The following is a 14865-nucleotide window of genomic DNA, read 5'->3' on the forward strand; positions in this document are numbered from 1 at the left end:
CTTATAATCGAAAACATGCCATATGGTAACACCGCGCACGAAGTGCTCGCCGTCGTGTTCCAGGTTCGCGACCTCAGCTCCCGGCAATCCACGCTTAACGTGCTGTTATGGCAACGGGCACTCGAACCGGAGCGCGGAAAGTGGTCATTGCCCGGCGGACGGCTCGGCGACGACGAGGATCTGACGAGCTCCGTGCGGCGCCAGCTGGCCGAGAAAGTCGACCTCCGTGAGTTGGCTCACCTCGAACAACTCGCGGTGTTCTCCGACCCGGCCCGCATCCCCGGCGTCCGCACGATCGCGTCGACGTTCCTTGGACTCGTACCCTCCCCCGCCACCCCGGCCCTACCGTCGGACACCCGCTGGCACAACGTCAACGACCTTCCGCCGATGGCCTTCGACCATGCGCCCATGGTCGAACACGCACGCACCCGGCTGGCCGCCAAACTGTCGTACACGAATATCGGCTTCGCTTTGGCGCCAAAGGAATTCGCGATATCCACCCTGCGCGACATCTACAGCGCGGCACTCGGCTACCAGGTGGACGCGACCAACCTGCAGCGGGTGCTCGAGCGGCGCAACGTCATCACCCGCACCGGCACCACCGCCCGCTCCGGGCGCAGCGGCGGGCGTCCCGCGGCCCTCTACGGGTTCACCGAATCGCGCTACCGCGTCACCGACGAGTTCGCGGCTCTTCGCCCGCCCGGGTGAGTCGACTGGATTCTTAGACCCTTCTTAAGTAACAATGCCGGGATGGATTTGGGCAGTGCCGCCAACGCGACCGGAGCCGAGTGGATCGGCTGCGCACCGCACGAAGAGCTCGATCGCACCGCCCGGCCCCAATTGCCCGGCGACGACGTGTTCTACCTGCCGCCCGCGGGCTTCCATCACGCCGAGCCCGGCACCGTGCTCCGCAGCCGCGACGTCGAGGTGGCGTTTCTCGGCCTGATCCCGCAGCGGTTTCATGCCACCCAGCTGCTCTACCGGTCCACCGACCGCCATGGCGCTCCGGAAGCGGCCGTCACGACGGTGATCGTGCCGCCCGACGCCAAGCCCGACTGCCCGATCGTGTCCTACCAATGCGCGATCGACGCGATCTCGAATCGGTGCTTCCCGTCGTATGCCCTGCGCAGGCACGCCAAGGCGATCGGTTCGCTGGCCCAGCTCGAGTTCCTGCTCATCACCGCGGCGCTCGCCGAAGGCTGGGCTGTCTCGGTGCCCGACCACGAGGGTCTCGACGGCATGTGGGGCACGCCGTACGAACCCGGCTACCACGTGCTCGACGGCCTGCGCGCGGCCCTGAACTGCGAACAGCTGTCGTTGACCGACGCATCCCCCATCGGACTGTGGGGTTACTCCGGCGGCGGCCTGGCGAGCGCGTGGGCGGCGGAGATGAGCGGCTCCTACGCACCGGAGCTGAACATCGTCGGGGCCGTGCTCGGCTCGCCCGTCGGCGATCTCGGACACACGTTCCGCCGTCTCAACGGCACGGTGTTCTCCGGGCTGCCCGCACTCGTGGTGGCCGCGCTCGCCGACACCTACCCGGGCCTCAACCGCGTCATCGCCGAACACGCGACCACCGAGGGGCGCAAGCTGCTGCGGCGGCTCCACGACATGAGCACCGTCGAGGCCGTCGTGCGGTTGGCGCGCACCGACATGGATGATCTCGTCGACCTACCGCTCGAGCAGATCCTCGACAGTGCCGAGGTCACCGAGGTGTTCGACGACATCAAGCTCGGTGTCGCCACCCCGAACCCGCCCGTGCTGATCATCCAGGCGGTTCACGACGAGCTGATCTCGGTCGACGACATCGACGAACTGGCCGACGCGTATCTGGCCGGGGGTGCGGACGTGACGTATCACCGCGACCTGTTCAGCGAGCACCTGCTGCTGCACCCGATGTCGGCACCGATGGCCCTGCGGTGGCTGACCGACCGGTTCGCCGGCCGGCCGCTCAGCGAGCACCTCGTGCGCACCAAGTGGCCGACACTGCTCAACCCGATGACCTATGTCGGGATGGCCCGGCTCGGACGGATCGCGCTCAAGGTGGCCACCGGTCGCGCGATCGGGCGCCGCCCGCTCTGATCTCCGCGGGCCGCTGGCACAATGGCGGGTAGATGCGCTACACCCGACATACTCCGGCGGTGGCCCTGCGCGACAGCGTCGACCACCTGTGGTGCATTGCGGACGGACCGCGGCATTCGGCCGAGCGAATCCTGCCGACCGGCACCACAGAACTCGTCGTCAACCTCGGTGCGGACACCATAGCGGTCACGAACAACCAAGGTTGCCAACGCTTTTCGGGCACCGTGCTGGCCGGCCCGTATACCACCCCGTTCGACATCGACGCGCGCATGCACACCGCGATGGTCGGTGTGCATTTCAAGCCCGGCGGCGCACGCACGGTCCTCGGGTTTTCGCCACCCGACCTGCTCGACAGCCATGTCGACCTTCATGCGTTGTGGAACGGCGCAGCAGACACCATTCGCGCCGAACTCTGCGAGGCAGGATCGGACGCCGAGCGCTTCGCGATTCTGGAGTCGGCGTTGCTCGCACTCCCGGCGAACCGGACCACATTGACCCCTGAAGTGGCGTTCACGGTCGATGCACTCGGTTACGGCACGCCTCATCCCCCGATCGCGGCGCTCGCGCGCGAGGTGGGGTTCAGTCACCGGCGGCTGGTCCAGCTGTTCACGCAACAGGTGGGCGTACCCCCGAAGCGCTTCGCGCGGGTGCGACGGTTCCGGCACGCACACCACCACGTGATGTCCGCGCAATCGCTGCCGCACTGGCCGGGGTTCGCGCTCGCGCACGGTTACGCAGACCAATCCCACATGATTCGCGAGTTCCGCCGCTTCTCCGGCCTCACCCCTGTGCAGCACTTTCGCGGGCGAAATCTCATGAGCAAGGACGATCACCTCGCACTGCGCCAATAGGTCAATTTCGTTCAATACACCGGCCGGCGATCGGTTCGATGCTGCAGGCATGTTCAGCACCGGAGCAGTCCGCTACCTGGTCGCCGATGTCGACCGGGCAGTCGGCTTCTACACCCAGCATCTGGGCTTCGAACTGCTGCGGCAGCCCGCACCGGCATTCGCGGCGATCGCCAGCGGCTCACTCACGCTGTGGCTGAGTGGGCCGGGGAGTTCGGGAGCCCGTCCGCTGACCGACGGTCAGACTCAGACTCCAGGCGGATTCAATCGGATCGTGCTCGAAGTCGAAGACCTCGATTCCGCGATCGGCGAATTGCACGGGCGCGGAATCGAATTCCGCAACGACCTCGAAGTCGGCCCGGGTGGCAGGCAGATCCAGTTGAGCGATCCGGACGGAAACCCGATCGAGCTGTTCGAGCCCGCGCCGGTCAGGACGCCTGCGGAGTGACCGGCGGCGGAAGCACCGGGAAGGGCGGCGTCTCGACGGGCGGCCACGCGCCCAGATCGTCGCGCGGGGTCGACACCGCCAGCAGCGCGTAGACGAGCGCCGCGATGGCCGCCGGGAACAGGATGGTCGCGGCGATCTGCAACGGCGTGTGCCCGAAGAACACCGGTGGCGCCTCGACGACGTAATGCACCCGATGTTCGGGTGTCACGGGCGCGGCGGCGACGTCGACGGTGCCGTAACGCCAGTGCACGAGTACAGCCCCGACGCCGGCGGCCGTTGCGGCCGCGGCGGCGCAGCCGGCGGCCAGCGCACCGACCAGCACCGGCCCGCGGTGAACCCGCCACTGCCACAACGCAACTGCCGACACGACGGCGAGCACCACGAGCAAGCCCGAGAACATGAACGCCGCGGTGAAGAAATGATCGGATTCACTGCCGAGGTAGGCCCGTAGCCGCTCGCCACTGCGAGTCAACGCCACCACACCGTGAATCGCGGGCGCAAGCCACGCCCACAACACACCGAGCAGCGCGCCGGCCACCGCCAGGGCCGCGATGACGATCATGACCGCGCGAAGGCGCGAGACACGCGGGCCGTCGGTGACCTCGGCGGGTTCGGCGACCGCCGCGTTCTGGGTCTCGTTGGAGACGCTCACCGCTGTGTCTCGAGTTCGGTCGAATCCACCTGACCGTGCCGGGAGCACTTGGCCCACCAACCGTCCGGCCGCACCTGAACGATCATCCGGCGGCCGCATTCGGCGCAGAACCGCGGCGGTTCCAGCCCGAGCTGGGCCGTGGTGGGCAGCGCGCTGCCCGCCGGGCCACCGGTGTAGACGTTGTAAACGCCTGCGCCGACGGGCGCGGGCAACGCCGGAGATTCGTCGATCATCACCACCCTGTTCTACAGGCTGGCGTTGAGAGCCTTGATCGGCATCTGCAGATCGTCGAGGAGCTCCAGGTCAGCCTCGGCCGGACGGCCGAGCGTCGTGAGGTAGTTCCCGACGATGACGGCGTTGATGCCGCCGAGGATGCCTTGCTTGGCGCCGAGGTCACCGAGGGTGATCTCACGCCCGCCCGCGAAGCGCAGCATGGTCCGGGGCAACGCCAGCCGGAACGCGGCCACGGCCTTGAGCGCCTCCGAGGCCGGCAGCACCTCGAGATCGCCGAACGGCGTGCCGGGGCGCGGGTTGAGGAAGTTCAGCGGGACCTCGTGCGGATCCAGCTCGGCGAGGTTGGCCGCGAACTCGGCCCGCTGCTCGAGCGTCTCACCCATGCCGAGGATGCCGCCGCAGCAGACCTCCATACCGGCTTCCCGGACCATGCGCAGGGTGTCCCAGCGCTCCTCCCAGGTGTGCGTGGTCACCACATTGGTGAAGAACGAGCGGGCCGTCTCCAGGTTGTGGTTGTAGCGGTGCACGCCCATGTCCGACAGTCGCTGCACCTGGTCTTCGGTGAGCATGCCGAGCGAACACGCGATCTGGATGTCGACCTCGTTGCGGATGGCTTCGATGCCTGCGGCGACCTGAGAGAGCAGCCGCTCGTCGGGCCCACGAACCGCGGCCACGATGCAGAACTCCGTGGCACCGGTCTTGGCGGTCTGCTTGGCGGCCTCGACCAGGCTCGGGATGTCGAGCCACGCGCTGCGCACGGGCGAGGCGAAAAGCCCGGACTGCGAACAGAAGTGGCAGTCCTCGGGGCAGCCGCCGGTCTTGAGGCTGATGATGCCCTCGACCTCGACGTCGGGGCCGCACCACTTCATCCTGACCTCGTGCGCGAGCGAAAGCAGCTCGTCGAGCCGATCGTCGGGAAGTTGCAGCACCTGCAGCGTCTGGTCCTGGTCGAGGCCTACGCCGCGCTCCAGAACCTGCTCGCGGGCCACACCCAAGACATCTACGGTTGCCTGCGTCACCGGCTTTCCTCCTGCGGGTCGTCGACGTTGAACTCGTCGGCGGTGCCGACCTTGAACACCGTTCAGGTTAGGGTAATGGTGTGCAACTCCACAAACCCGACGTGGTGGCAGCGGCGACGGCCATCTTGGACAACTACGGCGTCGGCGATCTGACGATGCGGCGCCTGGCGCGTGAGCTCGGCGTCAGTCCCGGGGCGTTGTACTGGCACTTCGCCAACAAACAGGAACTGCTCGGCGCGGTGGCCGACCATATCTTGCAACCCGCGCGTGTCGACGCCGCCGGACTGGGCTGGCGTGATCGGGTTCAGGCGATCTGCACGACGCTGCGCGACGCGTTGCTCTCCCACACCGACGGCGCGGAATTGGTGTCGTCCAGCTTCGCGGCCGGCCAATCGGCAACAGCTGCCGGCATCGTCGCGCAGCTGACCGACGCCGCGCACGAGGCCGGTGTGGCCGTGGACGACGCCGAATTGGCCGCTCGCACGGTGATCTACTACGTGCTGGGGTTCACCGTCGACGAACAGTCCCGGCTGCAGTGGGACGCCGCAGGCGCGCTCACCGACGAGCAATCCGTGTTCGTCCGTGACACCAACCGGCAGTTCGCGTTCGGGCTGCGGCTGCTCGTCGACGGTCTCGGCGTGCAGGGCGGCACCGAAGCCGACGTGATCGAGCGCAGCTTCGACTGACCTGGCGGCGCGTCACTGCACGCCGTTGGACACCACCGCGCTCAGTGCTGTCAACGATTCCGGTGCCCCGGACAGTTCGACTTCTCCACCGCGTCCCCACGTCCACAGCGCCAGATCGGCAACCGGGCCGCGGGCCGTCGCGGTGGGGGTTGCGGTGTCGCGAGCCCGCACCGCGCGCGGCCAGTCGCCGGCTCGGCCGACCTCGACGAGCCAGCGCTGCCCGGTGTCGGTGCCGAGGAACTCGACCACGGCGTGCGGCTCATGCGTCGTGTCGGCGGGCTGCCAGCCCCACATGACGTCGACCGCGTGGTCCACCGCGCCCGCCGCCACCTCGGCCGTGATCGCGCTGATCGGCAGGCCCGCGGCCAATTCCGCGTCCACTCGGTGCATCGTCGCCTCGTAGGTCTGCATGCGCCTGGTGAACCCGACGGTTTGATCGGGCTCCCACCACGACCAGCGCACGGCGTCGTCGCCGAGTTCCTCTAGCTGCCTCAGCAGCGCTGCGGTGGCCTTCTCCCGCAACACCAAGAGATCGGCGACCGTCTCGGGCCGGGCGGGTTTGGATTGCTCGACAGATGCGAGATCGGCTTCGCTGCAGACGTTGCGGGCCAGTATCCCGGCCCAGAAATAGTGCACCTCGGTGAGGTGCCACAGCAGGTCGGCCGCATTCCAATCCGGGCACGTCGGGCAGCGCACGTCGGGGTCCGTTTCGGACAGCACGTCGGCCAGGCGCTGCGCCTCGGTGCGGATGATGCCAATCCGGTCCATGCCAACCAGGATGTCAGCCGATCGGGTGCTCTGCTTTCTTGTCACCGTCCCAGTGCCGCAACCCCACGACGGTTCCGACGATCTCGGCCGGACGACCCGCGATGCGCAGCGCCGTGGCGAGCTTGGCGGGCGCGACCCGCCGGGCCAGCGTGACGTGCGGCGTCCACTGCCCCGGCTCGGTGTGCGGCAGCGCGGCGGGCGACACGAGCGGTAGGCAGGCCCGGTAGACCTCGGCCTGGACGTCGAGCAGGGCAGGCGACGGCACGAGCAGCCGGGCCAACACAGCCGCGGACCGCCCGAAGATCAGCGTGGCGCCCAACTGGCACGGTATGGGAAATCGATCGGTCAGCGGCCGCAGCACCGCGTCGGCGGCGGCGTCGATGTGCTGGGCGACGGTCAACGTCGCGTGCGGCCGGCCTGGCGCCTGACTCGGGATACCGGCATCGCGCAGCCCGTCCCAGATGTGCCGCACGGCGGCCTCGGTGTCCGCGTCGAAGACGAGCTCGACCGAGTGCACCATCTACGTGAGGCTTTCGATCCATGAGCGGTCGAAAGCCGCTGAACTCACCGCGGTGAACTCGTCGGCGCTCATGCTCCCAGCCCCCGCGGGGAGCACCGCACGCACCGGGGCCAGCTCGCCGAGCGCCTCGCGGTTGCCGAGCTCGGCGACGCCGGGGTCGGCCGGCCATGCGCCGATCACCAGTCCGGCACACGGAATGTTCTGCCCGGCGAGGGATTCCAAAGTCAATGCGGTGTGGTTGAGGGTGCCCAGCCCCGGGGAGACGACCACGAGGACCGGCGCGGAGAGATCTGCCGCGACATCGCGCAGCGTGACACCGTCGGCGCCCAGCTCCACCAGAAGCCCCCCGGCGCCCTCCACCAGCGTCAGACGCCCGGGAGCGTCCACCGCGCGGATCCCCGCGACCAGCTCGGCACGCGTCGGCAGCGGCAGCCCGGCCCGCTCGGCGGCGGCCACCGGAGCCAGCGGTTCGGGATAGCGCCAGCCGCCGTGCAATTCGGTCACCCCGGACAGCCTGCGCACCTCGCCGAGGTCGTCGTCGCCGTCGATCGTCCCGGTCTGCACGGGCTTTCCCACGGCGACATCGAGACCGGCGAGTCGGGCTGCACACGCCAACGCCGCGGTCGTCACGGTCTTACCAACACCCGTGTCGGTGCCGGTTATCGCCAGGACGGTCACATCGGTTCCTCGTCGGCCACGCGCGCGGTGGCAAGCACTTCGGTCAACACACGCCCCGCGAGATCCATCTCCTCGCGCGACAGCGAAGCCCGCGCAGTCAATCGCAGCCGGGAGGTTCCCGCGGGAACGGTCGGCGGACGGAAACAGCCGACCCTGACACCGCGGTCCAGACACGCCGCGGCCGCCGCCACCGCGACCTCGGGCTCCCCCAGGATCACCGACACCACCGCCGAGTCGGGCTGCGCCGCCACACCTGCGATCCGGGCCAGTTCGGCGGCATGGGCCAGCACGGCCCGGGCCCGCTGCGGCTCGGCGATGAGCACCCGCAGTGCCGCCCAGGCCGCACCGACCGGGGCGGGCGCGAGCCCGGTGTCGAAGATGAACGGTCGCGCCGCGTCGATGAGGTGTGCGCGCACGGCCTCCGGACCGAGCACGACCCCGCCCTGACTGCCCAGCGCCTTTGACAGCGTCGTCGTCATCACGACGTCGGGCGCTCCGGCCAGACCGACCTCGTGGAGCAGGCCCTGCCCGCCGGGACCGCGCACACCGAGACCGTGCGCCTCGTCGACGAGCAGCAAGGCCCCGTGGCGCCGGCACACCGTGTGCAGCTCACGTAGCGGCGCGAGGACCCCGTCGGCGCTGAACACCGATTCCGTCACGACCACGGCGCGTTCTTCGGTGCGTGCGCTGAGCGCCGCCTCGACGGCGGCGACATCGCGGTGCGCGGCCACCGTCACCCGGGCGCGTGACAGCCGGCACGCGTCGACGAGCGAGGCATGGCTGAGCGCATCCGAAACGACGAGCGACCCGGGACCGGACAACGCGACCAAGGCACCGAGGTTCGCGGTGTAGCCCGATGAGAAGACCAGCGCCGATTCGGCCCCGACAAAGGACGCCAACGCAGTCTCGAAACCCTCGTGCAACTCGGTGTTGCCCGTGACGAGTCGAGAACCGCCTGCGCCCGCACCCCAGACCCGCAGCGCCTCGACGCCGCCGTCGAGCACATCGGGATGCTGGGACAACCCCAGGTAGTCGTTGGATGCCAGATCCAGCTCCGCACCGACCGGCGGGCGCGTCCGAAGTTCACGTCGCAGCCCCGCCTCGCGGCGCTGTTGTTCGACGTCGGCCAGCCAGGCCAGCGGAGAAAGACCTGTGCGTGTCACCTGGTGCTCCTCAGTGCCGAATGCGGACAGCCCGCGCGAAACAGTCCGCTGGCCGACCATTGAACACCGTTCAGGTTAATGCACGAGCGACGCCGACCATCGCGGCGGTGATCTGTTCGACCTCGGCCGGCGTGCAGATGTAGGGCGGCATCGCGTAGACGAGGTTGCGGAAAGGTCGTAGCCAGACGCCGTGCCGCAACGCCGCCGCGGTCGCGACGCGCATGTCGACGGGTTCGGCCATTTCGATGACGCCGATCGCCCCCAGCACCCGGACATCGGCGACTCCGGCCAACTCCCGCGCCGGTTCCAGACCGTCGCGCAGCCCCGCTTCGATGGTACGAACCTGGGTACGCCAGTCGCTGTGGATCAGAAGCTCGACCGCGGCCACTCCCACCGCGCAGGCCAGCGCGTTGGCCATGAACGTCGGGCCGTGCATGAGGGCCCCGGGCTGCCCCGAGCTGATCGTCTGCGCGATCCGCCCCGTGCACAATGTGGCCGCCAACGTGATGTAGCCACCGGTCAGCGCCTTACCGACACACATGATGTCCGGGCTGACCCCGGCGTGCTCGGCGGCGAAAAGCTCACCGGTGCGGCCGAAACCCGTGGCGATCTCGTCGAAGATCAGCAGGACGTCGTGGCGATCGCAGATCGCCCGCAGATCCGACAGGTATCGCGGATCGTGAAACCGCATCCCGCCGGCACCCTGAACGACGGGTTCGACGATCACCGCGGCGAGTTCGTCGGCGTGTTCGGCGAGTTGCCGCTCGAACGCCGCGATGTAGGCCGGGTCGTACTCGGCGGGCACCGGCGGTGCGAACTCCTGAGCGACCAGGACGTCGGTCCACAACGAATGCATGCCGCCGTCGGGATCGCACACACTCATCGGCGTGAACGTGTCGCCGTGATAGCCGCCGCGCCACGTCATCAGGCGATGCTTGCCGCCGCGCCCCAGACTGCGCCAGTACTGCAGCGCCATCTTGACCGCGACCTCGACCGACACCGATCCCGAGTCACTGAAGAACACGGTCTCCAGACCGGCGGGCGTGAGCTCGACCAAGAGCTGGGCCAACCGCGCCGCCGGTTCGTGCGTCAAACCACCGAACATGACGTGGTTCATGGTGGCCATCTGACGGTTGATCGCGCCGTCGAGAACCGGATGACCGTGCCCGTGCACGGCAGTCCACCACGACGCCATCGCGTCGAGCACATCGATCGGCCGGCCGTCGTCGGGATCGATCACCGTCAGCCAGGCGCCCTTCGCCCCGACCGCCACCACCGGCGGCAACGCCTCCGCGCCGATGGTGCTGTAGGGGTGCCAGATATGTGCGCTGTCGATGGCACTGATCTGCGCCGGGGTCAGGTCGGCCACAGACCGGGAGCCTATCCCTTTGCTCACACAGTTTGGTGCAGGCATCCGAAATATGAGCGGCAGGCTGTTCTTAGGTAAATTGACCTCGATCATGATGACCCTTGCCCCCGCCCGGCCGGCGCCTGTCAGCGAAACATCGCGCGCCACCCCCGCGTCCATGGGCACCCGGAAGTCGGGTTTCTACCGACACGATCTCGACGGTCTTCGCGGTATCGCCATCGCGCTCGTCGCGGTGTTTCACGTTTGGTTCGGCCGGGTTTCCGGTGGTGTCGATGTTTTCCTGGCGTTGTCGGGGTTCTTCTTCGGCGGCAAGATCCTGCGGACCGCACTGACGCCTGGGGCTTCGCTCTGGCCGATGTCGGAGGTCGTCAGGCTCGTGCGGCGACTGCTGCCCGCATTGGTGGTCGTGCTCGCGGCATCGGCGGTTCTGACGATTCTCATCCAGCCGGAAACTCGCTGGGAGGCGTTTGCTGACCAAAGCCTGGCAAGCCTCGGCTACTACCAGAACTGGGAGCTGGCGAACACCGCTGCCGACTACCTTCGCGCCGGTGAGGCAGTCAGTCCGCTCCAGCACATCTGGTCGATGTCGGTCCAGGGACAGTTCTACATCGCGTTCCTCGCGCTGATCTTCGGGTTCGCCTTCCTGTGCCGCCGGCTGTTCGGGCGGCACCTTCGGACGGCATTCATCGTCGTGCTGACCGCGCTGACGATCGCGTCGTTCGTGTACGCGATCATCGCGCACAACACCGACCAGGCGACCGCGTACTACAACAGCTTCGCGCGCGCCTGGGAACTGCTGCTCGGTGCGCTCGCCGGCGCCGTCGTCGGTTTCGTGCGGTGGCCGATGTGGCTGCGGACGGTGATCGCCGTCGTGTCGCTGGCCGCGATCGTGTCGTGCGGCGCGTTCATCGACGGCGTCAAAGATTTTCCCGGCCCATGGACGCTCGTTCCGGTGGGCGCCACGGTGCTGTTCATCCTGTCGGCCGCCAACCGCTCGGACAACGACCGGCTGCCCGCTCCCAACCGGATGCTCGCGACGAAACCGTTCGTGTCCCTCGGCGCGATGGCCTACTCGCTCTACCTGTGGCACTGGCCGCTGCTGATCTTCTGGTTGTCGTATTCGGGCCATACGCACGCCAATTTCCTCGAAGGCACGATCGTGCTGCTCGTCTCGGGTGTGCTGGCCTGGCTCACCACCCGCTACATCGAAGAGCCACTACGCGCACAGACCGCGAAGGCGCCCGCGCCCGCGATCCCGCTGCGGGCGCGCCTGCGCCGCCCGACGATCGTGCTCGGCTCGATCGTCGCGCTGCTCGGTGTGGCGCTCACCGCCACGTCGTTCACCTGGCGCGAACACGTCACCGTGCAGCGCGCGAACGGCAAGGAACTGTCGGGCCTGTCCGCGCGCGACTATCCGGGCGCCCGGGCGTTGCTCAACAACGTGCGCGTGCCGAAGTTGCCGATGCGACCGACGGTGCTCGAGGCCAAGAACGACCTGCCGGCCTCCACGAACGACGGCTGCATCAGCGACTTCAACAACATCGGTGTCATCAACTGCACCTACGGTGACAAGAATGCGGCCCGCACCATCGCCCTTGCCGGCGGCTCGCATGCCGAACACTGGATCACCGCGCTCGACCTGCTCGGCCGGTTGCACAACTTCAAGGTGGTCACCTACCTCAAGATGGGTTGCCCGCTGACCACCGAGGAAAACCCGCTCGTGATGGGCGACAACAGGCCCTACCCCAAGTGCCGTGAGTGGAATCAGCGCGTGATGGCGAAACTCATCGCCGACCACCCGGACTTCGTGTTCACCACCTCGACGCGACCGTGGAACATCAAGCCGGGCGATGTGATGCCCGGCACATACGTGGGGATTTGGGAGACGTTGTCGCAGAACAACATTCCGATTCTCGCAATGCGGGACACCCCGTGGCTCGTGCGCAACGGCGAGCCGTATTTCCCGGCGGACTGCCTGGCCAACGGCGGCGACGCCATCTCCTGCGGCATCGAGCGGTCCAAGGTACTCTCCGACCACAACCCCACACTGGATTTCGTCGGGCGGTTCCCGTTGCTCAAGCCGCTCGACATGAGCGATGCGGTGTGCCGTAAGGACTATTGCCGTGTGGTGGAGGGAAATGTGTTGCTGTACCACGATTCTCACCATCTCTCGACGACCTATATGCGCACCATGACCAATGAACTGGGTCGCCAGATGGCAGCAGCCACCGGGTGGTGGACGCAGCCATGACGTCGGCTTCCCTACCCGAGCCCATGTCGACGGTGTGGCCGGGCGAGGCATACCCGCTCGGCGCCACCTATGACGGGGCGGGTACCAACTTCTCGCTGTTCTCCGAGGTCGCCGAGCGCGTCGAGTTGTGTCTGATCGCCAAGGACGGCTCCGAGGAGCGCATCAACCTCGACGAGGTCGACGGATACGTCTGGCACGCCTATCTGCCGACGGTCACGCCGGGCCAGCGTTACGGCTTTCGCGTGTACGGCCCGTGGGATCCGGGTGCCGGCCACCGCTGCGATCCGAGCAAGCTACTGCTCGACCCGTACGGCAAATCGTTCCACGGTGATTTCGACTTCTGTCAGGCGCTGTTCTCCTACGACTTGACCGCCGAACCGGCCGGCACCGGCACCCCGCCAGGGGTCGATTCACTCGGTCACACCATGACGAGCGTGGTCATCAACCCGTTCTTCCAGTGGGGTTCCGATCGCGCCCCGAAGACGCCCTACCACGACACCGTCATCTACGAGGCGCACGTCAAGGGGATGACCCAGACGCACCCCGGGATTCCCGAGGAACTGCGCGGCACCTATGCGGGCCTGTCTCACCCGGTGATCATCGAGCACCTCAAATCGCTCAACGTCACCGCGATCGAACTGATGCCCGTACACCAATTCATGCACGATCACCGGCTGCTGGACCTGGGGCTGCGAAACTACTGGGGCTACAACACCGTTGGGTTTTTTGCACCGCACTTCCAGTACGCGGCCAACCGGCACGCCGGCGGTGCGGTCGCCGAGTTCAAGACCATGGTCAAAGCGTTCCACGACGCGGGTATCGAGGTCATCCTCGACGTCGTCTACAACCACACCGCCGAAGGCAATCACCTCGGCCCGACGATCAACTTCCGTGGCATCGACAACGCCGCCTACTACCGGCTGCTCGACGGCCAGCCGGAGTTCTACAAGGACTTCACCGGCACCGGAAACAGCCTCAACGCGCGCCACCCGCACACCCTGCAACTCATCATGGACTCGCTGCGGTACTGGGTGCTCGAGATGCACGTCGACGGGTTCCGGTTCGACCTCGCCTCGACCCTGGCGCGCGAGTTCTACGACGTCGACCGGCTGTCGGCATTCTTCGATCTGGTGCAGCAGGATCCGGTGGTCAGCCAGGTGAAATTGATCGCCGAACCGTGGGATGTCGGCGAGGGCGGCTACCAGGTCGGCAACTTCCCAGGTTTGTGGACCGAGTGGAACGGGAAATATCGCGACACTGTGCGCGATTACTGGCGGGGGGAACCCGCAACCCTGGGCGAATTCGCATCCCGGCTGACCGGATCGTCGGACCTCTACGAGGCGACGGGCCGGCGCCCGAGTGCGAGCATCAACTTCGTCACTTGCCACGACGGCTTCACGCTCAACGATCTGGTGTCGTACAACGAGAAGCACAACGAGGCCAACGGCGAGGACAACCGCGACGGCGAAAGCCACAACCGCTCCTGGAACTGCGGTGTGGAGGGGCCGACCGACGACCCCGACATCCTCGCGCTGCGCGGCAAACAGATGCGCAACATCATCGGCACGCTGATGCTGTCGCAGGGCACGCCGATGCTCGCGCACGGCGACGAGATCGGCCGAACCCAGCTGGGCAACAACAACGTGTACTGCCAGGACTCGGAGATCTCGTGGATGGACTGGTCGCTGTGTGAGACCAACGCCGACCATCTGGCGTTCACCCGCAAGGTGGTCGAATTCCGCAAGCGACACCCGGTGTTCCGGCGCCGCCGGTTCTTCGAGGGCAAGCCGATCCGCAGCGGAGACCAGGTGCGCGACATCGCATGGTTGACGCCGTCCGGTACCGAGATGACGCCCGAGGACTGGGGTACGGGCCTGGGCACCTGCGTCGCGGTGTTCCTCAACGGCGACGCCATCGAAGCTCCGAACGCCCGCGGCGAACGCGTGGTCGACGACTCGTTCCTGTTGTGTTTCAACGCCAATGACCACGCACAGGACTTCATCACGCCGAACGGCGACTATGCCGCGGAGTGGACCGCCGATCTCGACACCGCAGACCCGACCGGTGATTCGGATCTGGTCGTGGCAGCCGGGGACAAGATCTCACTGCAGGCCCGGTCACTTCTCGTGCTGCGTAAGACGGCCTGA

Annotated in this window: 15 protein-coding genes; 7 read left to right on the top strand and 8 right to left on the bottom strand. The window is 67.5% G+C overall.

All coding sequences use genetic code 11. The features are described 5' to 3' along the window. Positions 1-42: 42 nt before the first annotated feature. Genes ACOI2T_RS18635 through ACOI2T_RS18650 form a run of 4 tightly spaced genes read left to right on the top strand, consistent with a single transcriptional unit; the run spans position 43 to position 3378 of the window. Entirely contained in the window at positions 43-708 is a 666-nt protein-coding gene (locus tag ACOI2T_RS18635; protein WP_409504860.1) for an NUDIX hydrolase, read from the top strand. A 42-nt stretch (positions 709-750) separates the two neighbouring features. Next, positions 751-2082: a lipase family protein gene (locus ACOI2T_RS18640; RefSeq protein ID WP_409504846.1), complete on the top strand. Its 1332-nt coding sequence runs from the start codon at positions 751-753 to the stop codon at positions 2080-2082. Positions 2083-2114: 32 nt separating this feature from the next. Further along, positions 2115-2933 carry an AraC family transcriptional regulator gene (locus ACOI2T_RS18645; protein WP_409504845.1) on the top strand — a complete coding sequence of 273 codons (819 nt, stop codon included), beginning with the start codon at positions 2115-2117 and terminating at the stop codon, positions 2931-2933. A gap of 49 nt (positions 2934-2982) precedes the next feature. Further along, the gene (locus ACOI2T_RS18650) at positions 2983-3378 is read left to right on the top strand and encodes a VOC family protein (RefSeq protein WP_085145588.1); all 396 of its coding nucleotides are present in this window, start codon (positions 2983-2985) and stop codon (positions 3376-3378) included. Here the strand turns inward: ACOI2T_RS18650 and ACOI2T_RS18655 are convergent. From ACOI2T_RS18655 to bioB, 3 genes are all read right to left on the bottom strand, one after another. Further along, positions 3359-3940, bottom strand: a complete 582-nt coding sequence (locus tag ACOI2T_RS18655) for a DUF2567 domain-containing protein (RefSeq protein ID WP_110775163.1) — start codon at positions 3938-3940, stop codon at positions 3359-3361. The two genes, ACOI2T_RS18650 and ACOI2T_RS18655, sit on opposite strands and share 20 nt — an antisense overlap. A gap of 86 nt (positions 3941-4026) precedes the next feature. Next, on the bottom strand, positions 4027-4263 hold the full coding sequence (gene bsaP, locus ACOI2T_RS18660; protein ID WP_067845884.1) for a biotin synthase auxiliary protein BsaP: 237 nt from the start codon (positions 4261-4263) through the stop codon (positions 4027-4029). A 12-nt stretch (positions 4264-4275) separates the two neighbouring features. After that, positions 4276-5283, bottom strand: coding sequence for a biotin synthase BioB (bioB, locus tag ACOI2T_RS18665; protein ID WP_067845458.1), 1008 nt, complete (start codon positions 5281-5283; stop codon positions 4276-4278). A gap of 80 nt (positions 5284-5363) precedes the next feature. On the opposite strand from bioB, the gene ACOI2T_RS18670 reads away from it, so the two are divergent. Beyond that, positions 5364-5969 (top strand): TetR family transcriptional regulator, encoded by a 606-nt coding sequence (locus ACOI2T_RS18670; protein WP_409504844.1) that lies wholly within the window; start codon positions 5364-5366, stop codon positions 5967-5969. A 12-nt stretch (positions 5970-5981) separates the two neighbouring features. On the opposite strand, the gene ACOI2T_RS18675 is transcribed toward ACOI2T_RS18670, so the two are convergent. From ACOI2T_RS18675 to ACOI2T_RS18695, 5 genes are all read right to left on the bottom strand, one after another. Further along, complete coding sequence (locus ACOI2T_RS18675; RefSeq protein ID WP_409504843.1) at positions 5982-6737, bottom strand: maleylpyruvate isomerase family mycothiol-dependent enzyme; 756 nt, start codon at positions 6735-6737, stop codon at positions 5982-5984. Positions 6738-6750: 13 nt separating this feature from the next. Continuing rightward, on the bottom strand, positions 6751-7257 hold the full coding sequence (locus tag ACOI2T_RS18680) for a 2'-5' RNA ligase family protein (protein WP_421874017.1): 507 nt from the start codon (positions 7255-7257) through the stop codon (positions 6751-6753). After that, positions 7258-7935, bottom strand: coding sequence for a dethiobiotin synthase (gene bioD, locus ACOI2T_RS18685; RefSeq protein WP_409504841.1), 678 nt, complete (start codon positions 7933-7935; stop codon positions 7258-7260). Then, positions 7932-9098 (bottom strand): 8-amino-7-oxononanoate synthase, encoded by a 1167-nt coding sequence (locus ACOI2T_RS18690; RefSeq protein ID WP_409504840.1) that lies wholly within the window; start codon positions 9096-9098, stop codon positions 7932-7934. Before ACOI2T_RS18690 ends, bioD begins: the two co-directional genes overlap by 4 nt. A gap of 70 nt (positions 9099-9168) precedes the next feature. Beyond that, complete coding sequence (locus ACOI2T_RS18695) at positions 9169-10467, bottom strand: adenosylmethionine--8-amino-7-oxononanoate transaminase (RefSeq protein ID WP_409504839.1); 1299 nt, start codon at positions 10465-10467, stop codon at positions 9169-9171. A 91-nt stretch (positions 10468-10558) separates the two neighbouring features. Here ACOI2T_RS18695 and ACOI2T_RS18700 point away from each other — a divergent pair, with 91 nt between their 5' ends. After that, the gene (locus ACOI2T_RS18700; protein ID WP_409504838.1) at positions 10559-12718 is read left to right on the top strand and encodes an acetyltransferase SucT; all 2160 of its coding nucleotides are present in this window, start codon (positions 10559-10561) and stop codon (positions 12716-12718) included. Further along, positions 12715-14865: a glycogen debranching protein GlgX gene (gene glgX, locus ACOI2T_RS18705; RefSeq protein WP_409504837.1), complete on the top strand. Its 2151-nt coding sequence runs from the start codon at positions 12715-12717 to the stop codon at positions 14863-14865. The genes ACOI2T_RS18700 and glgX overlap by 4 nt, the downstream gene beginning before the upstream one ends.

This window comes from Mycolicibacterium wolinskyi str. Jessa 2025 (assembly GCF_049241375.1).
Taxonomy (GTDB): domain Bacteria; phylum Actinomycetota; class Actinomycetes; order Mycobacteriales; family Mycobacteriaceae; genus Mycobacterium; species Mycobacterium wolinskyi.

Coding starts and splice junctions, on each gene's coding strand:
- ACOI2T_RS18700 (WP_409504838.1), top strand. CDS start 10,559: ATGATGACCCTTGCCCCCGCCCGGCCGGCGCCTGTCAGCGAAACATCG.
- ACOI2T_RS18650 (WP_085145588.1), top strand. CDS start 2,983: ATGTTCAGCACCGGAGCAGTCCGCTACCTGGTCGCCGATGTCGACCGG.
- ACOI2T_RS18645 (WP_409504845.1), top strand. CDS start 2,115: ATGCGCTACACCCGACATACTCCGGCGGTGGCCCTGCGCGACAGCGTC.
- ACOI2T_RS18680 (WP_421874017.1), bottom strand. CDS start 7,257: ATGGTGCACTCGGTCGAGCTCGTCTTCGACGCGGACACCGAGGCCGCC.
- glgX (WP_409504837.1), top strand. CDS start 12,715: ATGACGTCGGCTTCCCTACCCGAGCCCATGTCGACGGTGTGGCCGGGC.
- bsaP (WP_067845884.1), bottom strand. CDS start 4,263: ATGATCGACGAATCTCCGGCGTTGCCCGCGCCCGTCGGCGCAGGCGTT.
- ACOI2T_RS18640 (WP_409504846.1), top strand. CDS start 751: ATGGATTTGGGCAGTGCCGCCAACGCGACCGGAGCCGAGTGGATCGGC.
- ACOI2T_RS18655 (WP_110775163.1), bottom strand. CDS start 3,940: ATGATCGTCATCGCGGCCCTGGCGGTGGCCGGCGCGCTGCTCGGTGTG.
- ACOI2T_RS18675 (WP_409504843.1), bottom strand. CDS start 6,737: ATGGACCGGATTGGCATCATCCGCACCGAGGCGCAGCGCCTGGCCGAC.